We start from the raw sequence: 22,907 nt of genomic DNA on the forward strand, positions 1-22,907 counted from the left end.
ATTAATTGAAAATTCAAGCGTTGGAAGTCAAGGCTGGCGATCGGATTATTGCTTACTGCAACAATAAAATGCAAACCTGCAAGGTAAAACGCATTTTAGATCCAGGTCAAGCTAATATCACACTATCAGTATTCACCTCTGAGAATTATCGCGGTTGCTCAGTTTCATCTATAGTCCGCTTCCAAAGCAACGCCTTAGTTGATTTGGTAAGTTAAAAACCAAGTAAATATTCAATCTCAAAAATATTTCTAGCTATTGTCCAGCCTCAAACTGGACAAAATTTTTATTAAAGGTGCGATGCCTGCGGTAAATACGCGCCTACGCACATGCAAATTCCTTAATTGTGGCTAGATGATTTTTGTGAAAATGCAAAGCGCCATTTAGTTATTGATAAACTGTTCCAGATATAATTTGCATATCTAAATTTCATTAAAATATTGTGGGGTGGACAGCGTTCGGCTGACTTGTACTGAGCGTTATTAAAGTAGTGCTGATGTTAAAGTCTTGCCCGCCCTAATAATGCAAGTTAAAGGTGGAACAGCTTATTGCTTTTTTCAGTTCTTTTTCACATTACGAGCCATGTTGAGGTAGTAGTCGTCAAGTTTGGCATTAGAACGACGGCGATTAGTAACAGGAATTTTAGCAGTGTTATCCTGATTCGTTTCAATTGGCTGTTTAGCTGAAGCTTGCTTTATGCCCTGCACCTGATCAGATTCCAAGAAATAACCAGACTCACTGAATCCGAAAAGCTTGGCAAAAAAACCAAATAAATTTCCGAAAAAATTAGAAATACTTTGGAATAAAACACCAAACAAGCCTTCAAAACGAAGGAACAAGTTCCGAATAAATTGAGTTAGACGAAGCATAACAGTACCTTCAATGATTGCCTACTATCATTGTGACTCAATTCGGATTCGGGAGTTGGTGATATGGCAAAAATCTACCAGTAGGTAGGTATAGCTCAACTAGTACTTACGTTTGATATAGCAATCCGATTTGATTCCTGAATTACTCATAGAGATTAGGGACTGGGGACTGGGGACTCTTAAGAAGGAATAAAGGTGTACTGAGTTTTTTCAAAAATCAAATATGAGTCCTATATGGCAATTGCCTCACGCTTGGCTGTATCTTATCAATTCCCACAACCCCTACTTTTCCTGAACCAGCAAAACCGACTTCACAGGACGCTTGATAAAATTTCCCTCCAAATCAACCTTCCCGTAAAAGGTTTTCCCATTGTAATAAAGCGAAGACGAACTTCCCCCATCCAGATTCATCGCTCGCTCGGCACCAAGAGTTTTCATCAAATCAGCTAATGCTGGCAAAGATATTCCATTCGCGGGAGCCAAGGGTTTTTGAGCCACCATAACTAAAATAACGCTGCCATCACGGGTGATACCTACAGCAGTTCTGGCATTAGGTTGATTGCTACCAAGCGCATCTCGTTTATTGGCATTGTCCACAAAGCCCTCTTTTTCTAAGGTGAGTTCTGGTAATAGGCGTGGGCCAGCACCTATAGCATCAACTAACTGACAACCTGCTGGTGGTGACTGACTGTGTAAGGCAATAGAATAGCGGATAGTTTGCCCGCATAAGTAGCGACGGAATTCTGTACGATTGAATATTTGACCCAAATAAGATTTTAAGTTGGGATTGTTCACCAGCCGCTCGTTTTCCTTGGGATCGGCTATCAACTTTCCTTGTCGGACAACATAAGATGTAGTTTTTTGGTTGGCTGGATCAAAAAAGCCTGCATTCAAAACAGCCACGGCTTGATGCTTTTGGGCAAATTCCTCTACAGTGGCTACCTTTTGTGATAGTGCAGGAGTAACCAAAAATTTGCTATTAACTGGAATCAGCACGATGTGAGCGATGCTTTGGGGCAAAGTGCGATCGAAGTAGCGGATAGTTTTTGGTGGTGAAGCCGCAATAGTGGGTATTGACGGTGTTGAAAAACGCAAATTAAACCACAACACCATTGCCAAACTAATTAATATCAAAGCCAGTAGTTTGATTTTTCTCACTTTTAAACTCACTTGCAGTTAGATCAAAAAAGTTGATTTAGTTGATTTAATTAAAATACTTTAAGCTGAATAATAAGCAATTACAGCGTATTTCAGGTAAATGAAGTACATGGGTACGGGCACAGCCATGTTCCCTACGATTATCTGTACCTCACCCTGCGGGTGACGCTCCTGCGGACGCTCGAGTACTCGCTACCGCTTCGCTAACGCTAACGCTGCGCTAACAGCAGTCGCTCATGGGGGAAACCCCCAGACGCTTGATGACTCGCTTGCCGCCGGCGCTATGCGCTAAAGCGTCTCCCCGCAGGAGTTGACCGCGCTGCTTCACCAAGTTGCAATCTGCTGTAACTTTAATTACTCCCGGCTCGCCCATTTTTTAGGGAGTTAGGAAAAGTAAATAGTCAAAAGTATGCCGAAGGGCATATTCCCAAAAAGACTTGATTAGGTATATGTTCGCAACTATGTCTACTGAACCCATAATTACAAACGAAGGAGTTGATGATATACCTATACTTCTAACTCAAATAGAGCGTATGGGCGTACAACCGCTAATCGATAAACATTTCCGACACACGGAAATTTGCAAGGTAATTTTCAAAAAGTTAAGAGACAATATCTTGCTAAACCTTCTCAACCAGTGTTTACTTGCTTTATGCCGCATTTATGCAACGCCTAAAATCGCTTTTTACGCCAATTTAACTTTAAAATAACTGAATTATCTAGATTCAACAGAATATGAGTAGAGTTATCTTCAAAAAATATCAAGGAATAAAATATGTGCACTATTGAATTGCAAATTATCAAACCAGTATCCTGCAATTGTCCACAGAAGTGTCTGCGGCTTTGATAGTTGCTTAAGTTCGGATCAATTGAAATTTTTAACTGCTTATGCGTCCTCGTCAAAAAATTATCGAGATGTTCTCAACCTTCGTTGAGTTGGAAGGAGACAGATTCAGCAAATGGTTGATTGACATCAAACTGCATCGAAATATTCAAAATTCCTTGGAGTCTTCACCATCCGTCCCTAACTCAGAAAATTTTTGGGCGTTACATTGGCACAAATGCTGGCGAGAGAAATCTAATAGCCTTGCTAGAATGCATTTATCTGCTTATTTACAGGAACCAAATTATTGGGCTGCTAAAAAAACAATTGCCAAATTTACAAATAGTCAACATAGCCTAGCAGATTATTTTCAAATGGCGAATGCTGAAATTGAAACAATTCTCAAAAATTTTAATCTAGAAAAATGCTCTAGCTTAAAAGCCTATGCTACTATAGCAGTTCCCAGTCGGCTAAAAGACATTTTACGCCAACGCAAAGAAGCTGATATTTGCACAAATTGGGCATTGTTACGCAAAGTAAGCAAAAAGCAGTTATTAGAAGCTCTTGCTCAAGCTGGATTATCACCGATTCTAATTGCCCAATATCGACTCGCCTGGACTTGTTTCAAAGAACTGTATGTTCAAAACCAACCAGGTGGCACAAAGTCACTACCAGAACCAGAACCCCAACTTTGGGAAGCTATTGTCAACCTCTACAACTGTGAACGCCAAAATCAGTTAACTCAACCTACTCCACAATGCACGAGAGAGAAAATGGAACAGTGGTTAACCCAGATAGCTATGTACGTGCGTGGTTATCTGTATCCACCTGTTAGTTCTCTAAATGCAGCGATATCAAAAGATGACTCCACAACAACTTTTGATTTGCCAGATCCATTCTCTGACTCATTAATCGCTCAGATGATAACCCAAGAGGATGCCCAAAACCAACAAAATCAACAATCTCAGATTGAAGTTGTTTTGCTAAAAACTTTACAAACTTTTGAGGCAAAATCCCAGGAAATACTTAAACTTTACTACCAACAGGGGTTGACTCAGCCACAGATTGTAGAACGCCTACAAATGAGTCAGTCTACTGTTTCTCGCCGACTGCTCAAAACTAGAGAATTAATGCTGAAAGCATTGATTCAATGGAGTCAAGACACGCTTAATATTTCTGTGACTTCCAACCTAGTTAATGATATGAGTAGTGCTTTGGAAGAATGGTTGAAAGTTAAGTATGGGGAATCTCGCTGATGTTATGAAAGATAAGGTAGTAAAAATGACTTCTGCTTTTACGGAACCGCAGGAACTATTGTTAGAAATATCACCATCATTACAGACAAGTTCTTGGCAAGAAAGCCAAATGTATGCCACACCTAGCAGTCGCTGGCGTGCTTACATGAATCAAATTTGCCTTCATGGGTTTCTGAATTGGGTAAAAGCTGAATATGTTCCAGAAGCAAGTATCTGGTACAGTTCCCCTGGTATTCCTGCTTTTTGGGAATTTGTCAATGGTACAACAATTTTGTTAAAGGAAAAGCGAGTCGTTTTAATTCCCAGCGAGGCAATTGATGATAGCGAGTTAGAAGTTCCTCAAGAATGGGTAGACATTCCCACTTGGGCAGCAGACTTTTATTTAGCAGTGCAAGTCACACCAGATGGCGAGTGGGTAAGAATTTGGGGCTATATAACCCATCAAGAACTTAAATCACTAGCAGACTATGACCAAGTAGATAGGACTTATTGTATAGATGCAAGGCACTTAATTAAAGACCTGAATGCTTTTTGGATCACCTACCAATTTTGTGGAACAGAGGAGATGAAAGCGGAGATCGCTCCACTACCAGAATTATCGAATGTTCAAGCAGAAAATATTGTGCATCGGTTAAGTAATTCCTCTGTAACATTTCCGAGACTTGCAGTGCCATTTACAACCTGGGGAGTGCTACTAGAAAATGAGCAGTCGCGGCAGCGTTTGTACCAAGAAAGGCTGCGATATTTACGACGGGCTGCGCCGACGCAATTTTCACAAGTACAAGTGAGTCTCAGTCGTTGGCTGGAGCAGATTTACGATGCTTCTTGGCAAGCTCTAGAGACTTTTTTTGAGCCAAACTCTAGTAGTCTAGCTTTTAATTTCCGCACTTCTTCTGGGTTAAATACTACCGCTATCAAACGCGCCAAGCTGATTGACTTGGGAATGGAAATAGAAGCTCAAAAAGTTGTTTTATTAGTTGCCTTAATACCAAAGGCTAACCAACAAGTTAGGATTCGCGTGCAGCTACATCCAGCTTGTAATCAACCTTATCTACCTGCTACTATCAAGCTAGTTTTGCTTTCAGATCGAGGAGAAATACTTCAACAAGTACAAGCAAGAATTCAAGACATCTACGTGCAATTGAAACTCTTTGATGGGGAAGTAGGAGAATGTTTCAGCATCCAGATCGATCTGAATAATTATCAAATAACAGAAAATTTCATAATTTAGTTATTAGGAGCCAACAGTGTCAAATTGAGATATTAAGTAGTCCGTCCTTTGCTTGTACCCGTAGTTTGTTCCATAAAAAAAGGCGATTTGAGGGCTGAAATGCTTAACCCTCTTTTATCACTTTCGGAAGAGAATAATCTGAAAAGCTTACAACATAAGACTTTTACCAAAAATATTGATTTCAATCATTCTGTTAAAAAATTCTGTTAAAAAATAAACGCTCAAATGCGCGTTCTATCTACAGTTCAAAATTTGGCTCTTATTTTTCTTTTCCCAGAGTGACAGAAGAGGGTTAAGCAAAAAGCGATGCCTACGGCGGTAAACTACGCACTGTTTTTTCGATCCCTTCAAAAGTTTTTAATGCCTCTGGTGATGTATTTTTATACAAGATTGATGCGATCTCTTTCGTGGCGGCTTGTAAACGTTATTTTTCTTCGAGGGTCACCGGTTTAGCCCAAATTTGTCTTGTATAGTCCTTATACTACACTTTCCTTTGGTATTTTTGCATAAGTAGAATGCTCCCTGTTGATTAGTCATTAGTTAATCACGAATGGCAAAGTCCACTTAACTTATGAGTAAGCTAGTTGTCTTCAGCTTCTTGGGAGGAGATTTAAATCAAGGATTTCCTGTTGTCACGGCTCAACTTTGGTCTCATAACCAATTTGTACCTGTGAAATTAACAGGGAGTCTACCGCCAGCTCCAGAACTAAGCGAACTCTATCGCAGATGGCAGTTACTCTACGCAGCAGTTCATCAACGCCTGGGTAGTAACAATCAACGGATAAAAGTACATTCACAAGACATAACCAATATTTCTGTCAATGACTTCGATGAAGTGTGTCAACAGCTACAAACAAATATCAATGCTTGGTTAAAATTTGACTCATTTCAGAATATTGAGCGGCAGTTGCGGACTCTACTCAGTCAGGATGATGAAATTAGAGTCATTATTGAAACAAATATAGTTCTATTGCACCGTTTGCCTTGGCATCTATGGCATTTTTTTGAAGATTACCCGAAAGCGGAATTAGCTTTGAGCAATCATGAGTATGAATCTCCTCAGCTATTACAAAAATCTCCTACAGGTAAAGTCAAAATTTTGGCAGTTCTAGGCAATAGAGTTGGTATTGATATTGATAAAGACGCCTCTTTGTTACAAGGTTTAACAGATGCCAAAACCACCTTTCTGATAGAACCAACACGGCAAATACTTGACGAATATCTATGGAATCAGGATTGGGATATTCTATTTTTTGCCGGACATAGCACTAGTCTTGCTGACGGAGAGATTGGGGAAATTTGCATCAATCAAACAGAAAGTTTAGCAATTTCGCAATTGAAACATGCACTGAAGACAGCAATTAGACGCGGTTTAAAACTGGCAATTTTCAACTCTTGTGACGGAATTAGTTTAGGACGAAATTTAGCGGATTTAAACATTCCCCAAATGATTGTAATGCGGGAAGGAGTGCCAGATTTAATAGCACAGGAATTTTTAAAAAACTTTCTTACTGCCTTTGCAGATAGCAAACCATTTTACTTGGCTGTGCGAGAAGCACGAGAAAGACTTCAAGGACTTTCTTTGGGTTTTGCCTTACTGGGGCGATATTCTCTGGATATGCGGTTGGTCTGTAGTTGGGAGTCTGATTATTTGGTGGGTGCGATCGCTCTCATATAAGAGATACGCTATCTTTGTGACGGTTGTCATATTATATGGAATTTGTGCGATCGCTCTTTTAAAACAAGGGTTATGGTTGCCATTTATTCCTTCTGCCTTTGGCGTAGTTGTAAGTGGTGTTTTAGTTATATTTATTCAAAGTCATCGGTAATTTTCCGCTACTCCACAATCATTAGTTGACTAATGTCAAACTAGTAAAAATTAAAGGCATAAATTGCTAAAAAGGGGAGGACTTTGACTCGATAAAGCGAACATTTACACTCCTCCCTGCCAGACAAAAATCGTTAAATATAGGGGTTTTCTGCCAATCAACTTTGATTCGCACTGCCGCTACCCGTACTGATAGTTGACGGCGGGCAATTTCTGGCGGTGGTTCTACAACATATTGCCCAACTTCAACACGACCTGTACCTGCTCTGATTGTCTCTACTCGTCCTTTCCATTGAACATTACTTGAGTTATTAAGGTTGATTTGAGCTTCTTGTCCAACGACCAGTTTATTAGCATCAGTCTCATTTATGAATGCCTCTATCCAAAGATTGTGACAGTTGAGTAACTGAATAATCGATTTATTAGCTTCGACTATTTCCTGGGACTGGGAATCAATTGACCAGATTACGCCTGTTGTTGGTGCTAGAACCAAGACGTTTTGTTGAAAGAGCAATTCTTTACTGGTAATGGATAGCTGTGACTGAATACTCTGGATTTGTTTAGAGAGGTTTCTTTCTTGTTGCTTTAGGTCTATTAACTCTACATCAAGTTCGAGAACGCGAGTTTCAGGATAGCTTAAGGTGCGAGTTCCTTCTAGCTGAAGTCCGGCTTTCGTTGCTTCTAAGTTTAGTTTGGCTAGCTCAATTCTTGATTGAGCTTCCTTTACTAAAACAGATGCTTGCTGTGCTTCTGCAATTTGGTTTTCAGCTCTGGAAATGGTCTCTGCTCCTTCCTTAGCTAAACTAGCAAAGCGTTGAGCGTCGGCAAGCGCTACTTTTTCTTTGGCCCTAGCACGAGCAATTTCCCCTTCATATTGTTTTATCTGTTGACGGGCATAGTTAAATTGAAGCATTTTCTGCGTACCTGTTTGCTGTTTAAACAGGTTCATCAGTTCAGTTCGATTTTGAATTTGCTGTTTTACCCCAGAGAGTTGTTGTTGAACATCCTGTAGGCTAGTTTTCAATTGCTGCTTATCAACTGTGAGGACTGACACTCGTGGATTTTCGACAGTAGATTTAATTATGCCGATTTCTGTACCTTTCTCAAGTTGTTTACTCAACTGAATTTTCTGAGTTTTCAACTGTAGTTCGCCTGGGATAGATGCCCGCACAAAAATGATTTCACCGTTCACAAAAGCTTGGACACTACGAATTTGAGAAAAGTTGCGTCTTAGCCTAACTCCAATAATAGCTAGACAGCTAAGGATTAGAATCGAAAGGATAATTTTCCCGGAAGCTGTTTTAATCAATTTCATGAAACAAATAGCAGAAAAGATTTTCTGTATCAAAAGCAATTTAGGGTATTTAGGAAACCAGCATCCAAACAAGTACAGGACGTAATTTCATTACTTAAGTAACAAGTAAAGCATACGGCAGCCTCATGAGTCCCAGGTAGCTCCATAAGCTGGAATACCTTTTCCCAAACAAGTCTTGACCACCTTTTCAGTAACCGCTTTGTTGGATACACAAAACACAGCTTGCGCCCGAAAATCTCGAACGGCGCCAAGAGCTAGCTGCTCTACATTTGGTCTACCATGCATTCCTGTATCGAAAATATTGCAATGAGGATGAGAGTCAAGTAATGACCAAAGTTTTTTGCCGTAAGTTTGTTCGTGTTCGTTAGCGATCCACACAATACAAAGTTTGTGACTATTTTCTATCACATGAGGTATAACTGGTGCAATTCCTGCTCCAGTTGCGATTACAACTACTCGTGAATAAGCGTTAATTGAGAACATAAAACCAGGAGGCTTGACTCGACGAACCCATAGTCGTTTGGGCAAATTTCCTTTTTCAACTTGCCGAATCAAATTTTTAGTCCAATCGCCTACTGCACCAATTATTAAATGAATTTCTGAAGAGTCTGTTTGTTTGCTGAAACTCGTTCCTGCAACAGAAAAAGAATGCCATTCAATACCATCTAGACTAATTCGAGCAAATGTCCCGACATCAGCCCTTCCTGGAAGAGTCACAACTAAAACCCCAACAGATGGACAATCCATCCTAAAATTATCAAAACACTGCACGCTGATCCAAGGCAAAAATATGCTGAAAATCATCAGCGCGATCGCGAGTAAAACTGGATTAGTTAATAAACTTTCTAGAGGATAAGCTTGGTTGAGAGCGATAATAAATTGAAATCTAATTTGATGTAAGACGAGAATACCCAAACAAGACCATCCCAGATAGCGATGGCTGATTTCAAACGTGTCATGGAACTTATGGCGGAATGGGGGAATAGCGGTGAAGATAATAATAAATAAAAGTGTTAACAGTATACTGGATGTAACGATTGATATAGGATCGCTGGATGTAGCCATTGATAGAGGATCGCTTGGGTTTCCCAACTGCTGCAATACATCAACAATTAGCCAGAGAAAACCCCAAGTAGCACATGAGGCGTGAACGCCACCGATGTAATGAACGCCACTATTAAGATAGTATTTGCCATAAACAATCTTTACCGAAGTCCATACTGCCAAACGATACAATAAATGCAAAATCAGTTCATTACGGACTAAAACAGCTACTAGTATATTGCTGACGCTAAAAATTGCCGTTGAAATGTCTGTCAAATATATTGTTTCGTAAAAAATAACTAAAAGTAAAATATTGATTAGGGAAACCAAAATCCACCAAAAAACATGCATATTAAAGTTTTGCATGAACATAAATCTGTCTCCTGATGTCAATGTCACAAATCTGTGATTAACCTTGCCTTGCGAAGCACAAATTGCAGTACAGTTTCTTCGCGGGTAATAATATCAACTCTGCCATTCATACCCAATTGAATTTGACATTTCTTTGTACTGCGACCTAAAGCAAGTTTCTCTGGTTCGATTGTGACTTCGTAAAAAGCACCTACAGCAGTTGCTTTTGGGATAGAGTTCGTATCAGTATCTGCATCGTTTTTTTGCGAACTAACAGCATCAGGGGAAATCGCTTTGACAACGCCTTTGAGAGTGCCGTAATCAGGATAAGCACAAGCACTAACTCGCATTTGCACCTTTTGACCGACTTTTATCTTACCTTTTTCCTCAGAACCGACAGCTGCTTTGATAACTAAAGGTGCATGACTAGGAACAATTTGCACAACTTCCTCCCCAGCCCGGAGAGTTTGACCAGGGTTTCTCAAATTGAGCTTGGAAATAATCCCGTCTGCTGTAGCGGTAATAGTAGTTTGCTTCAGGTCAATTTTAACTTGCTTGAATTCGCTAGTATCGCGCTCTAATTGTTTTTCAGTTTCAATTTTCTGTTTGAGAAGTGCTTGAAGTTCTCTTTCTAAGGATGCTTTATTTACTTCCCCAGAGGCTTTTTCTTGAGCAATGCGTTCAGTTGCAATTGCTACATCTGCATTGCTTGGGTTGAGGGCTACTTGAGTGCGATCGCGTTTAGCAATAGCCCCGTTAACAGCTTGTTTTAGGCGTTCATTTGTTTTTTCTTGGGCCTTATAAGTTGCTTTTAGCGCCTGTACAGCTTGTTCCTGTTGTTTCACAGCCAACTGTACTTCTTCAAGTTGATCGCGGGATAATGCCCCTTGTTTGGCGGCACTGTCATATCGGCTCTGCTTTGATGTCGCTGCTCCTAAAGCCGCCTCAGTTGCGTGGAGATTAGCTAGTGCTGATTGTAACTGTGCTTGTCCTGCATATAATTCTTCTTGAGCCATTTTGACATTGGCTTCTGCTTCTTGAAGTTCAGTGATACTGGTAATTTTTTTGTCTTGATGATCGCGATCGCGTCCCTGCAATTCAGCTTTAGCAGCGGCGATAGTCCGATTGGTGCGATCGCTTTCGGCTCGAATTTGACTATCAATTGCATTAATTTGGGCAACGGTTTGAATTAGTTGTAACCTAGCTTGTTGAATATTGGTTTGCAGCTGGTTTTTTTTGGTTTGCAATCGAGAGTCATCAATAGTGGCAATTATATCTCCTTTTTGCAGCGTTTGATTTTCTTTGACGTAAATCTGCATTACCTGTCCTTCTGTCGCCGCCTGTACAATTGGCAATTCACCCGCAGGACGGACAACAGCTTGCCCAATGACCGTAACTTTATATTTAACAACCGCAGCCACAGGAACAGCTAACGACAAGGCAAACACGATAAATAGTCCACCAAATGTAGTCCAACGACTAATTGGTGGGAGAAACTCTTTGTCTTGAACTAAGGGTAAAAAATTTGTTTGAGACTTACTAATCATAAGTTCCGAGTAGATATAAAATACCCAATAACCATTACTTAATTCCGCAAAATTAAAGAAGATTTAAATCCATTTTTAGAGGAATAAATATTATCAATAAAGCTTAAATGCTCTCCAGGAATATGACATAATTCTTCAGGAGTTCCTTGAATTTTTAAGCGCCCATCTGCAAGCAACACAATCCAATCAGCCCGTTTGATAACTTGAGGACGGTGGCTGATCATAATTGTAGTTTTGCCTTGACGGTGAGCAAGTAATTTATCCAAAACTTGGGTTTCACTTACTGGGTCAAGAGCGCCTGTGGATTCATCTAAAATTAATATAGGTGGGTCAGTAACAATTGCTCTAGCTATAGCTAATCTTTGCCTTTGTCCACCAGAAAGATTTGCACCAAATTCGCCTAAAACAGTTTGATACTTATCGGGTAATTTACTAATAAATTCATCTGCACCCGCAATTTGGCAAGCTTTGACTATCTGCTCAAAATTAATGTTGGGATAACTAAAGTGAAAATTTTCTACAATCGAACGGCTCCAGAAATGAGGTTCTTGGGGAACTAATACGACTTGCTGCCGCAAACATTCTAAAGATAAGTCTTGCTGGTTATATAAGCCATAACGAATGTTAACAAATTGGACTTCATATAAACCAGTAATTAATTTGCCAAGGGAACTTTTACCACAGCCTGATTGACCGATTAAGGCTATTACTTGACCACCAGGGATAGTTAAAGAAAAGTTTTCTAACAGGTCAGTTCTACCAGCATGGTGGAAGTTAATTTGAGAACAAATAATATCTGCATTGCCAGGAATTTCTGCCCAAGGTTTTTTAAAGTCATTTTCATCTTCTGGGGTAGCATCTATTACTTCTGTCAAGCGTTGAACGACAATTTGAGCAGTGATAAATTGATCGATTAGCCCGACTACTGACGCTAAAAACCCAAGAAAGCTGCCACTCATACCACTGTACGCCAGCAGTTGACCAATGGATAATGTCTGATTAATCACCAAGCTAGAACCTAACCAGAGTATGCCAATACTCGTCAATTTGGAAAGAATACTCGTGACTGTGCTGCTGTAAAGCCCCAACTTCATCGTAGTCCAGCCTAAGTTTGCAATGCGACCAAAATTTGTCTGATACTCTTGCCAAGCTTGAGGAGTTGCTTGGGTGGTTTTGAGGACTTGAACCCCGCGAAAGGTTTCGACTAAAAAGCCTTGATTTTCTGTACCTTTAACGATGAGGCTGCGGGTTTTCTGGCGCAAGGCGGGAAGAAAAAGTAGGTTGACTCCTGTGACAATGATAAAAGCGGCGACGGAAGCTAGAGTAAGTTCCCAACTATAGAAAAGCATGAAACCCAAGGAAACCAGAGCCACAAAAAATTGACTGGGTAAACCAAGGACAATTTGAGAAACGAGATTATTGATGGTATGAACATCAGCAATCCGGCTAACGACTTCCCCACTGCGACGGGCTTCAAAATAGGATAAGGGTAAGCGCAACAGTTTTCGCCCGTATTCTAGAATTAGCCCGTATTGCAACCGTTGACCAAAATGACCAATTAGGTGAGATTGTACCAAACCAATGGCATTTTGAATTAGGTTCATAGCAATGACACCAATTGCTACTGTTGTTAGCAGTTGGGTATCTCCTCGTACTAGCACGTCATCGGTGAGGAGTTGCATCATTAAAGGGGAAGCGAGAGACAACAGCCCGATCGCAAAGTTGATGGCGATCGCCTGAATCAGAAGGTTACGATAGGGCAATATCCGAGCAATAAAGCGCCCAAAACCGCCAATTTGATCTTCTGGTTGCTCATAGAAGCGGCTGTCGTCAGGCATCAGCAGCAGCATCACACCGTCACTCCAACCCACCATTAACTCTTTTAAGCTGAGATAACGGATACCAACTGCGGGGTCAGAGATTATACATTTTTTACCCTTTAGCCCGTACAATACTACCCAGTGGTAGCCTTTCCAGTGAATGATCGCAGGCAAGGGAACTTCATTTAATTTTTCTAGTAGTTCTGCGGTGGCTTGGACTTGACGAGCATGGAATCCCAGAGTTTCTGCTCCCCGTCTCAAACCTAGTAGCGTGGTTCCCCGCGAACCTGTGCCCACTGCTTCTCGCACGCGGTTGAGGGTAAAGGTGCGTCCGTAGTGTTTGGCAACTGTGGCTAGGCTTGCTGCACCACAGTCTTCTTCACTGTGTTGCAGTACGCTGTAGTATTTCATAGTTAAATTACTGAAGTTTTTGATGCCGTAGAGGCAACATAGATCAATACAGATATTCAACTGCCTCAGAAATCTATATTCTGAGGCAGCTTTGCCCTCTAGACAAAAATCACTCTTAAGGTTAGAGGGAAGTAAAATCTACACTGCACGGAAGGCGGAAGTGATTTTGTCGTCATTAAACCCAAGATTATAAAGCACTCCTGGTTCCAGACGACCAGTGGTGTCGCCCGAATAACCAGCATTGTCAAAGAACTGCCATGAACCTCGGAGGATTCTTATAGATGAGACTGTATCGTTGAATGTGGTTTCAAACCCGCCTCCTTGCCCGTCTGCAAACCCGATGTTGGGAACACCATCACCAGTTGCTGCATTCACGTTTAGGGACAGTCCCTGGCCGTCTGGGTCTTTATATAAAATTACATCTGGATCGGAACTGTAAAGATAGCCTACACCACCACTACAGTTAGCAGCCACCTCATCGTTTATTTCCTTCACAGCGCTCAAGTTTAATTGGGCTAATGTGTTGTTATTCATATCTACTCCGTGGTTATTAATGTTAGACATTGTTTTTCTCCTGAGTTTCAGATTGTCTTTGAACTGAAGGTAATCGCTTGTTTGCTTTTCCTCTAATTCTTAATTGGTAGCAGTGACATGATTTTATTCACTGTGGGAAATCAGAGGTTTTTAGCTTTGCTAACCTGACTAATTCTTAATTGGTAGCAGTGATATGATTCTATTCACTGTTGGCAATCAGGCGTTTTTGGCTTTACCTTCTGATTTTTAATTGGTAGCAGTGACATGATTTTATTCACTTGATTCAGTAACGCCAATTTGGTAATATCCTCTCTTGTGCATAAGTTGATTATCCTGACACTTACAGAACTTACGCATTGACAATAAACTGACTATGTGCATTCAAGCCCACCTTCTGTTTTAGATGTTCGAGGATAAAGTCACGAGCTACTTGAACAGATAAATGCCTAGGGCATTGCCTGTTTTTCCTTTTTCTCTATTGCACTTTTGGTCTATTTTGTCAATGCGTAAGTCCTGACATTTATCAAAATAGAATTCAGGAGTCAGGAGCCAGAATTCAGAATGAATTTTGTGCGAAAAAGCGGATGAATCAAGGGCGTTTTTGCACCCCCACGCTTATCGAACGCAAGAGCGTCTCTGAAAGAGAAGATTTAGTGGTCAACTTTCGTAGTGGCGGGTCTGAATCCCCCACTGATTGATTCTGACTCCTGAATTCTGACTTCTGAATTCTTTTTCAATCTCTTGATTGAGGCTTCCAAGCTAAATTTCCTTTTCTATAGGAGAGTGCGATGTCTTTTAGAACCATGCGTTTGGACTGGTTACAAGGTATAGGAATTGCGATTGGAAGTGGGTTCATCGCCTTGTATGCAAATATCTCAGTTGCCCAAATCACCCCAGATGGCACTCTGCCAAATAATTCCAATGTGAAATTAGAGGGCAATACCAGGATTATTGAGGGTGGAACCACAAGAGGGGGTAATCTGTTCCACAGCTTTGGGGAGTTCTCTGTTCCCAATGGCAGTACTGCTTTGTTCAATAATGCTCTGGATATTCAGAACATCCTGACACGAGTAACAGGTAAGTCAATTTCTAATATTGATGGCTTAATTCGTGCTAACGGTAAAGCAAACTTATTCCTACTTAATCCCAATGGTATTATTTTTGGACAAAATGCCCGGTTAGACATTGGTGGCTCGTTTTCTGCAACTACGGCAAGCAGTTTCAAGTTTCCTAATGGCAGTACCTTCAGTGCTACTAATCCCCAAGCACCGCCATTACTGACGGTAAATATTACACCTGGGTTACAGTATGGAGCAAGTCAGTCAGGGGCAACTATTAGCAACACCGGAAACTTAGTATCCCCACAAGACTTGACATTAGTAGCTGACAAACTTGATTTGCAGGGACAGCTAAAAGCAGGAAGAAATTTAACACTGCGAACTACTGATACAGTTCGGGTGCGAGACAGTGTGACAACTCCGTTTTTAGCTCAAGCAGGTGGTAATTTCATAATTGCCGGAAATCAAGGAATTGATATTCTGGCGCTAAATCATCCAACGCAAACACCGTTTGTAAGTGGAGGCGATTTCAGCTTAATCAGTGATGGAATTATTTCTCTTGATGCTCGTTTGAAGAGTGGTGGAAATTTTTCGCTTAGGAGTGTATCGGGGGGACTGGCAAACTTTGTGAGTCTTTATGACCCGATTATTAGTAGCAATGGCGACGTGGATGTTGTAGCTAACTATACAGGAGCATCGTTGTTAGTCGAAAGCAAGGGTAATATTCGCTTTCAGGGTGATATAAATATCACTACACCGGATACTAGCGTACCTGCTGGAGAAGATACTGCAACTTTAAGCAAGAGTACGGCCTTAATTATGCGTTCTGGGCAGAATACTCTAGCTTATAGGGGTATCAATTCTGGTTCAGTACCTGCGTTTAGTAGTGGAACTGGGCCAGAAGGAATCACGATAGATGGAAATCTGCGCTTACAGCCATTTGATGGTGCTGGGGGATTAGTTAGCTTAACGACAGCATCCGGGAATGTGAGTACTAAAAGAATAACAACTAATGCAGGTGAAATTAGCTTAAAAGCTGAGAATGGTAGCATTACCACAGGTATTTTAGATTCTTTCTCAGGATCTAATTCTGACAGTGATAGAAACGGGGGTGCTATTACATTAAGTGCTAAAGGCAGCATTAACACTGGTAGTTTGTTCTCTGCTTCAAACTTTGGAAATGGCGGTGCAATTAATCTTGAAGCCTCTGATAGTATTAACATCACTGACACTTTTAATTCTGGATCTGGAGCTTTTATAAGTGGTGCCTTGAATTCTTCATCATTCTCTCTTGGTAAGACGAAAAAAGGCGGTGGAATTGACGTGGTTGCTACTAACGGTATCAACATCACTGGCAATTTGAACTCTTATTCGATTTCTATTAATGGTATTGCGGGAGATGGAGGTAATATTCGCCTTGAAGCTAAAAACGGCAGCATTACCACTGGTGACTTAGGTACTTTCTCTGGTTCTAATTCTGACATACCTGGAAATGGCGGCACAGGTCAGGGGGGTGCCATTAGCCTCAAAGCTTTTAACGGTAGCATTACTACTGGCAATTTGAACTCCTTCTCTTCCTCTAGTTCTGGTAATGCGGGAAATGGGAGCGCGATCGCCTTGACTGCCTTAAGCAACATTACAACGGGCAATTTGGACTCTTACTCTTACTCTGAACAAGGTATCGCCAAAAATGGGGGTGAGATTCAGCTAACTACTGGCTTGGGAGACATTAAAACTGGCTCTTTGACATCTAATTCAACATCCAATGCCGCAGGTACAGGCGGTAATGGTGGCGACATTACCATCAGTGCCGCTAATGGCAACATTGTCACCACTGGCGATTTGCTGTCTTACTCCACGAACAACCCCAATCCAGGTATAACAGGTACAAAGGGAGCGATTTCTACAGGGACAGGGGGAGTAATAAAACTGAATGCTGGAGCTAATATTAATACACAATCGCTGGACTCTCGATCCTTTTCCTATGGTGGTGCAGTAGGGGCAGGGGGAGCGATAATACTGAGCGCCGGGGCTGATATTGATACAAAATTTCTGGACTCTTACTCTGTGTCTGGTTTGGATTCAGCAGGGGCAGGGGGAGCGATAACACTGAGCGCTGGAGCTAATATTAATACACAATATCTGGACTCTAGATCCGTCTCTTTCGATGCAAGTACAGCTGGTACAGGGGGAGCGATAACACTGAGCGCCGGAGCTAGTATTAAAACACAAGGTCTGAACTCCTACTCCCAGTCCAGCACAGGTAGAGCAGGTACAGGGGGAGTGATAACACTGAGTGCTGGAACTAATATTGAAACGCAAGACCTGAGCTCCTCCTCCTATGGTTACGCAGGGACAGGAGGAGTGATAACACTGAGTGCTGGAGCTAATATTAATACAAAAAACCTAAACTCCTCCTCTTTCTCCCGTTCAGTTGCAACAGGTAATGGGGGAGCGATAACATTGAGTGCTGGAGAGAATATTAATACAGAAGACCTGGACTCCTACTCCTTCTCTCGTTCAGGTTACGCAGGGACAGGAGGAGCGATAACACTGAGCGCTGGAGCTAATATTGAAAGCCAAAACCTGAACTCCTACTCCCAGTCATCAGGTACATCAGGGGTAGGGGGAGCGATAACACTGAGCGCTGGAGCTAATATTAAAACACAAAACCTGAACTCCTACTCCTTCTACTCCTTATATGGCTTAAGTACAGCAGGTGATGGGGGAGCGATAACACTGAGCGCTGGAGCTAATATTAAAACACAAAACCTGAACTCCTACTCCTACTCCTACTCCCCTTTAGGTAGTTCAGGTGCAGGAGGAGCGATAACATTGAGCGCCACAAATACCATAGATCTAATTACAATTAACTCTTCTGGAGCAACAGGTTCAGGAAACATTACTATAAACAGCAATGCTCCTTTTGTTTTCAATAATGGAGCAATATCAAGTGATACATTTGGTTCTGGTAAAGCAGGAGATATCCAAATTACTGCTCCTTCAATTTCTCTGGCTAACGGTGGACAACTATCCGCTTCCACGCACAGCACAGGAGCAGGCGGAAACATCATTTTAGTTGCTTTTGATCAACTAGAACTGACTGGTGAAACAACCAGCATACCTCGAGGCATTTTTGTTCCACAAAATTCTAGTAACATTATAGGACTTCCACCTGATGATATATATCTAGGCGGTTATATTCCAAATGGAACTACTAGCCAACCTGACTCTGGAACTAAATTTCCTTCGGGTGTGTTTTCCCAAACAACTACCAACTCTACAGGTAGTGCAGGCAACTTGACAATTAATACCGGAAGATTCATCGTTAATGATGGTGCTGCGATCGCCACAACCAGCTTTGGAAAAAATAGCAATGCAGGTAACATTTCAATCAATGCTCGTGATTCGATATCAATCAACAATGGCTCAATATTGAGCGGGGTGGCTCCAGGAGCAATTGGTAACAGTGGTAAAGTTGAAATGAGTACCCCTAAAATTTCCATAACCAATTCTGGAATTGTACAAACCCAGACTTTGGGAGGAGGAGTTGCAGGAAATATAGTGGTGGATGCTGATACAGTCAGCATTTCTAATAAAGGAAGCGCTTTACGTTCTGCCAGTGGTGGTACTAATGAACTATTATCAGGAACATCCAGCAGTCTTATTGGAGGGGGTGGTAATATCAGCGTTACAGCTAACAACCTACAGGTAACTGATGGAGCTGTTTTAGATGCCACAACTGTAACTAACTCAACAGGGGGCGATATTACAGTCAGCGCCAACACTTTGAGTGTTGATAAAGGTGGACAGATTCTTACCTCAACTTCCGGCACTGGGGATGCTGGTAATATAACAGTGAATGCAACACAAATACAACTATCCGACTCAGAGAGTGGTTTGTTAGCTCAAACAACCAGTGCAGGGAAAGCAGGGAACTTAACTATTCAACCGCGTGGTGATGGACAAAGTTTAAGGGTTTTCTTCCAAAAAGGAGCGCAGATATCAGCATCTACAAGTAGTAGCGGTCAAGGTGGAACCTTAAGAATAACTGCCCCTGAATCTATTACTATCACTGGCAATGGCTCAATTATATCCGCTGAAACTACAGGTGCTGGCAATGGCGGAGACTTAACTTTGAGTACAGGAAATTTAGTAGCACGGGATGGGGCGCAAGTTACAGTCAGCAGCGCAAATTCTGGGAAAGCTGGCAATTTAACAGTAGATGCTAATAACTCTATCCTGCTGGATGGCGCAGCCACAATTAATGCTAATACTACGGGAGGAGGTGGAAATATCTTTCTCAACTCGCCTCTATTATTATTACGTCGAGGTAGCAGCATAACCACTAACGCGAGTGGTTATGATATCACTGGCGGCAATATTACCATTGATGCCAAAAATGGTTTCATCGTCGCTGTTCCTAAGGAAAACAGTGATATTAGAGCAGATTCCGCTAACTCCCGTGGCGGGAATGTCACCATCAAGAATACTGCTGGTATCTTTGGTATCCAGTCTAGAAAAGAGCCTTCCCCAAACACAAGCGATATCACCGCTAAAGGAGCAACACCTGATTTAAGCGGCAATATAGAAATTACTCAACCTGATGTAGACCCTAGTAACGGCTTAGTCGAACTCCCAATTAATCTAGTTGATGCTTCTAGGCAAATTTCCAATGCCTGCACACCTGGAACTCGGCAATTCCAGAATACATTTGTGGCAACAGGACGCGGTGGACTACCCATGAGTCCCACTGAACCATTACAAGATTCAAGTACTGTATCTGCGTGGGTAAGATTAAGACCAAACGCAGAAAACTTGGTAGACACAACGCCTGTGCCACAACCAACAGCAGTTTCAACTACTCCTAAAATTGCTGCTACAACTCCAATTGTAGAAGCTTCTGGCTGGGTAATTGATCGCAAGGGAAATATAGAATTAGTAGCACTTCCTCAACTTAACCCCCACAGCCCTTGGCAAACACCTGCTTCCTGTCCTGTATCTCAAAAAGGTGTGAAATATGGCAAAACTTCAGCTGCTAAAGCGAGTAGTTAGATTTACGGTAACTCCCGTAATCCTATTTACCCTTGCTGTTTTACTGACTATTATCCCTAGCACATTTGCTAAACAAAAGACAAATTCACCAGACGAATTTTACATCCAAACCAATAAACCCCCAGCTACACCACCACAGCAACTTCTTGAGCAAGGAGAAGCACTTTATCAAACTGGACACCTTACTGAAGCAGTAAATGTTCTCCAACAAGCTATCCGTACCTATGAGCGAGAAAGCAATACCCTCGCACAAGCCGCAGCGCTAACTAACCTCTCTCTTGTATACCAGCAACTCGGCTCGTGGAAAGAAGCTTATGCAACTATTGACAATAGCTTAAATCTACTTGGCTGGAATACTCTAAATCAAAAGTTAAATTTCAACAATCCAAAAGCTGAATTGTTAGAAATTCTGGCACAAACTCTAAATATTCAGGGCGAATTGCAACTAGCAGACGGACAAACTGATGTATCTATCAAAACATCACAACAAGCAGAGCAAATCTGGAAGAAATTAGGTGACAATGCTGGAGTAACGCGCAGCCGGATTAACCAAGCACAAGCTCTACGAGTTGCTGGTTTTTACCGCCGTAGCTTAGATATATTGAAAGAAGTATCCCAACAATTAATTTCCCAACCTGACTCGCCTGTAAAAGTAACAGCTTTGCGATTGCTTGGTAATGTCTTACAACAATTAGGCGAACTTGAGTCATCCCAGACAAACTTACAACAAAGCTTAGAAATTGCTCAACGTCTGCAACTGCCTCTAGAAATTAGTTTGACGGAATTTAGTCTCGGTAATACTGCTAGGTCGTTAAGTAATATTAAAGGTGCGAGCACTCATTATGAAAACGCTGCCAAAATTGCACCAAACCCTCTGGCCAAAGTTCAAGCCCTGATTAATCAACTGAGTTTACTTGTCGAAAACCAACGCATCACGGAAGCAAAGTCATTAATACCCACAATTCAATCTCAACTCCCGAATCTGCCTACCAATCAAGCTGGTATTTATGCACGGATCAATTTTGCTCAAAATTTAACCACAATTGGTAACAGAAAAGACATTGCAGAGATTCTGGCAACTAGTGTTCACCAAGCCAAAATAATCGGTGATGAACGTGCCGAATCCCATGCACTGGGCAGCTTGGGAGAAGTTTACGAGCAGAACCAACAATTGCAAGAAGCACAGGATTTAACGCAGCAAGCGTTGTTTACGGCTGAAAAAATTGATGCCTCAGATATAGCTTATCGCCTTGAGTGGCAGTTAGGACGCTTACTCAAAGCACAGGGAAATATGCCAGCAGCCATATCTGCTTATGATGCTGCTGTAACAACTCTTCAGTCTCTTCGCAGCGATTTAGTTGCGGTTAATCAAGACGTGCAGTTCAATTTTCGCGATCGCATAGAACCTCTTTATCGGCAGTCTGTAGAGTTGATTTTACAAGAGAAAGGACAAGGAAAGCCTGATTTAGATAAAGCACGTCAGCGAATAGAAGCCTTGCAAGTTGCAGAACTCGACAATTTTTTTCGAGAAGCTTGCTTGAGCAACCAATTTGTGGTGCTGGACAAAGTAGTAGACCGCGACAACCCGAATACTGCTATTTTCTACCCGATTATCCTAGATAACTATTTAGAAATTATCATCAAACTTCCCAAGCAACCGTTGATTCATAAAACTTCTCAAGTCAACCGTCAGCAAGTAGAGCAAGTTATTACAGAAATACGAGAGACAATAGTCGAACCCGATGCTAATCAGAAATTTAAAGCAGTTTCTCAACAGCTTTATAACTGGTTAATTAAACCAGTTGAAACAGACCTTAAAAATAGTAAAGTTAATACTCTAGTCTTTATTCCAGACGGGTTATTGCGAAATATCCCGATGTCTGCATTATATGATGGCAGAGAGTATTTAGTCCAAAAATACTCTGTAGTTATTAGCCCAGGACTGCAACTATTTACTCCCAAACCTCTAGGACAGAAAAAATTAAATGCCCTTGCTGGAGGATTATCGCAATCACCTAAAAATGAAAATTTTGCAGCGCTTCCCTACGTTAAGGTTGAACTGAAATTAATTCAGGAATCAGGGGTATCGACAACTACATTATTGGATAAAAATTTTACCAGTACGACTTTAGGAAAAACCATCAACGCTCAACCTTTTAGAGTTGTTCACTTGGCAACTCACGGGCAATTTAGCTCTAAAGCAAAAGACACTTTTATCCTAGCAGCTGATGGACGCATCAATGTGAGCGAATTAGATAGCTTGCTCAAAAGTAGAGAGCAAAAACGAACAGAGCCAGTTGAATTACTTGTTTTGAGTGCTTGCGAAACAGCAGCAGGAGATAACCGAGCTGCCTTGGGATTAGCAGGAGTTGCCCTGCGTGCTGGTGCGCGGAGTACTTTAGCCTCACTATGGCAAATTGGCGATAACTCTACAGCTTTATTTATTGATGAATTTTACCGCCAGTTAATGACTGGTAAAACTACGGCAGAAGCTTTACGCTTTGCTCAATTAAAATTACTTGAAGCTCCTGAATATAACCGTCCCATGTACTGGGCAGCCTACGTTCTAGTTGGTAATTGGTTGTAAAAATCTAGGCTTATAGATACTTT

Annotated in this window: 15 protein-coding genes; 7 read left to right on the forward strand and 8 right to left on the reverse strand. The window is 41.4% G+C overall.

The genetic code is table 11. The features are described from left to right. Positions 1 to 5 precede the first annotated feature (5 nt). Complete coding sequence (locus tag HWQ58_RS33025) at positions 6 to 215, forward strand: hypothetical protein (RefSeq protein WP_094352741.1); 210 nt, start codon at positions 6 to 8, stop codon at positions 213 to 215. A 339-nt stretch (positions 216 to 554) separates the two neighbouring features. Here HWQ58_RS33025 and HWQ58_RS33030 read toward each other — a convergent pair whose 3' ends face one another. The 3 genes from HWQ58_RS33030 to HWQ58_RS33040 form a co-directional block, all read right to left on the reverse strand. Then, entirely contained in the window at positions 555 to 866 is a 312-nt protein-coding gene (locus tag HWQ58_RS33030) for a threonine dehydratase (RefSeq protein WP_292872257.1), read from the reverse strand. 282 nt (positions 867 to 1,148) lie between these two features. Continuing rightward, on the reverse strand, positions 1,149 to 2,024 hold the full coding sequence (locus tag HWQ58_RS33035) for a phosphodiester glycosidase family protein (RefSeq protein WP_292872259.1): 876 nt from the start codon (positions 2,022 to 2,024) through the stop codon (positions 1,149 to 1,151). Between the two features lie 220 nt (positions 2,025 to 2,244). Next, the gene (locus HWQ58_RS33040; RefSeq protein WP_292872261.1) at positions 2,245 to 2,397 is read right to left on the reverse strand and encodes a hypothetical protein; all 153 of its coding nucleotides are present in this window, start codon (positions 2,395 to 2,397) and stop codon (positions 2,245 to 2,247) included. Positions 2,398 to 2,912: 515 nt separating this feature from the next. On the opposite strand from HWQ58_RS33040, the gene HWQ58_RS33045 reads away from it, so the two are divergent. The 4 genes from HWQ58_RS33045 (at position 2,913) to HWQ58_RS33060 (ending at position 7,163) form a co-directional block, all read left to right on the forward strand. Continuing rightward, complete coding sequence (locus HWQ58_RS33045; protein WP_292872263.1) at positions 2,913 to 4,103, forward strand: sigma-70 family RNA polymerase sigma factor; 1,191 nt, start codon at positions 2,913 to 2,915, stop codon at positions 4,101 to 4,103. 25 nt (positions 4,104 to 4,128) lie between these two features. Next, complete coding sequence (locus HWQ58_RS33050; protein WP_292872265.1) at positions 4,129 to 5,334, forward strand: DUF1822 family protein; 1,206 nt, start codon at positions 4,129 to 4,131, stop codon at positions 5,332 to 5,334. Between the two features lie 571 nt (positions 5,335 to 5,905). Beyond that, a complete protein-coding gene (locus HWQ58_RS33055; RefSeq protein WP_292872266.1) occupies positions 5,906 to 7,012 on the forward strand; it encodes a CHAT domain-containing protein in 1,107 nt (368 codons plus the stop codon). A 16-nt stretch (positions 7,013 to 7,028) separates the two neighbouring features. After that, positions 7,029 to 7,163, forward strand: coding sequence for a hypothetical protein (locus HWQ58_RS33060; RefSeq protein ID WP_292872268.1), 135 nt, complete (start codon positions 7,029 to 7,031; stop codon positions 7,161 to 7,163). Between the two features lie 66 nt (positions 7,164 to 7,229). On the opposite strand, the gene HWQ58_RS33065 is transcribed toward HWQ58_RS33060, so the two are convergent. From HWQ58_RS33065 to HWQ58_RS33085, 5 genes are all read right to left on the reverse strand, one after another. Next, on the reverse strand, positions 7,230 to 8,477 hold the full coding sequence (locus HWQ58_RS33065) for an HlyD family efflux transporter periplasmic adaptor subunit (protein WP_292872269.1): 1,248 nt from the start codon (positions 8,475 to 8,477) through the stop codon (positions 7,230 to 7,232). A gap of 123 nt (positions 8,478 to 8,600) precedes the next feature. Further along, entirely contained in the window at positions 8,601 to 9,893 is a 1,293-nt protein-coding gene (locus HWQ58_RS33070) for a hypothetical protein (protein WP_292872271.1), read from the reverse strand. A gap of 23 nt (positions 9,894 to 9,916) precedes the next feature. Then, positions 9,917 to 11,419 carry an HlyD family efflux transporter periplasmic adaptor subunit gene (locus tag HWQ58_RS33075; protein ID WP_292872273.1) on the reverse strand — a complete coding sequence of 501 codons (1,503 nt, stop codon included), beginning with the start codon at positions 11,417 to 11,419 and terminating at the stop codon, positions 9,917 to 9,919. Positions 11,420 to 11,457: 38 nt separating this feature from the next. Beyond that, entirely contained in the window at positions 11,458 to 13,650 is a 2,193-nt protein-coding gene (locus HWQ58_RS33080) for a peptidase domain-containing ABC transporter (protein ID WP_292872275.1), read from the reverse strand. A 138-nt stretch (positions 13,651 to 13,788) separates the two neighbouring features. Then, complete coding sequence (locus tag HWQ58_RS33085) at positions 13,789 to 14,214, reverse strand: beta/gamma crystallin-related protein (RefSeq protein WP_292872277.1); 426 nt, start codon at positions 14,212 to 14,214, stop codon at positions 13,789 to 13,791. A 758-nt stretch (positions 14,215 to 14,972) separates the two neighbouring features. On the opposite strand from HWQ58_RS33085, the gene HWQ58_RS33090 reads away from it, so the two are divergent. Together HWQ58_RS33090 and HWQ58_RS33095 are read left to right on the forward strand one after the other, a co-directional pair. Beyond that, on the forward strand, positions 14,973 to 20,297 hold the full coding sequence (locus HWQ58_RS33090) for a filamentous hemagglutinin N-terminal domain-containing protein (protein WP_292872279.1): 5,325 nt from the start codon (positions 14,973 to 14,975) through the stop codon (positions 20,295 to 20,297). Beyond that, the gene (locus HWQ58_RS33095; protein ID WP_292872281.1) at positions 20,263 to 22,884 is read left to right on the forward strand and encodes a CHAT domain-containing protein; all 2,622 of its coding nucleotides are present in this window, start codon (positions 20,263 to 20,265) and stop codon (positions 22,882 to 22,884) included. The genes HWQ58_RS33090 and HWQ58_RS33095 overlap by 35 nt, the downstream gene beginning before the upstream one ends. Positions 22,885 to 22,907: the final 23 nt, after the last annotated feature.

The organism is Nostoc sp. LPT, from assembly GCF_017115165.1.
GTDB lineage: Bacteria > Cyanobacteriota > Cyanobacteriia > Cyanobacteriales > Nostocaceae > Nostoc.

Excerpts from the sequence above, each read along its gene's own strand:
- HWQ58_RS33080 (WP_292872275.1), bottom strand. The coding sequence starts at position 13,650 with ATGAAATACTACAGCGTACTGCAACACAGTGAAGAAGACTGTGGTGCA.
- HWQ58_RS33050 (WP_292872265.1), top strand. The coding sequence starts at position 4,129 with ATGACTTCTGCTTTTACGGAACCGCAGGAACTATTGTTAGAAATATCA.
- HWQ58_RS33070 (WP_292872271.1), bottom strand. The coding sequence starts at position 9,893 with ATGTTCATGCAAAACTTTAATATGCATGTTTTTTGGTGGATTTTGGTT.
- HWQ58_RS33055 (WP_292872266.1), top strand. The coding sequence starts at position 5,906 with ATGAGTAAGCTAGTTGTCTTCAGCTTCTTGGGAGGAGATTTAAATCAA.
- HWQ58_RS33085 (WP_292872277.1), bottom strand. The coding sequence starts at position 14,214 with ATGTCTAACATTAATAACCACGGAGTAGATATGAATAACAACACATTA.
- HWQ58_RS33075 (WP_292872273.1), bottom strand. The coding sequence starts at position 11,419 with ATGATTAGTAAGTCTCAAACAAATTTTTTACCCTTAGTTCAAGACAAA.
- HWQ58_RS33030 (WP_292872257.1), bottom strand. The coding sequence starts at position 866 with ATGCTTCGTCTAACTCAATTTATTCGGAACTTGTTCCTTCGTTTTGAA.
- HWQ58_RS33040 (WP_292872261.1), bottom strand. The coding sequence starts at position 2,397 with ATGGGCGAGCCGGGAGTAATTAAAGTTACAGCAGATTGCAACTTGGTG.
- HWQ58_RS33065 (WP_292872269.1), bottom strand. The coding sequence starts at position 8,477 with ATGAAATTGATTAAAACAGCTTCCGGGAAAATTATCCTTTCGATTCTA.
- HWQ58_RS33090 (WP_292872279.1), top strand. The coding sequence starts at position 14,973 with ATGTCTTTTAGAACCATGCGTTTGGACTGGTTACAAGGTATAGGAATT.
- HWQ58_RS33095 (WP_292872281.1), top strand. The coding sequence starts at position 20,263 with ATGGCAAAACTTCAGCTGCTAAAGCGAGTAGTTAGATTTACGGTAACT.
- HWQ58_RS33045 (WP_292872263.1), top strand. The coding sequence starts at position 2,913 with ATGCGTCCTCGTCAAAAAATTATCGAGATGTTCTCAACCTTCGTTGAG.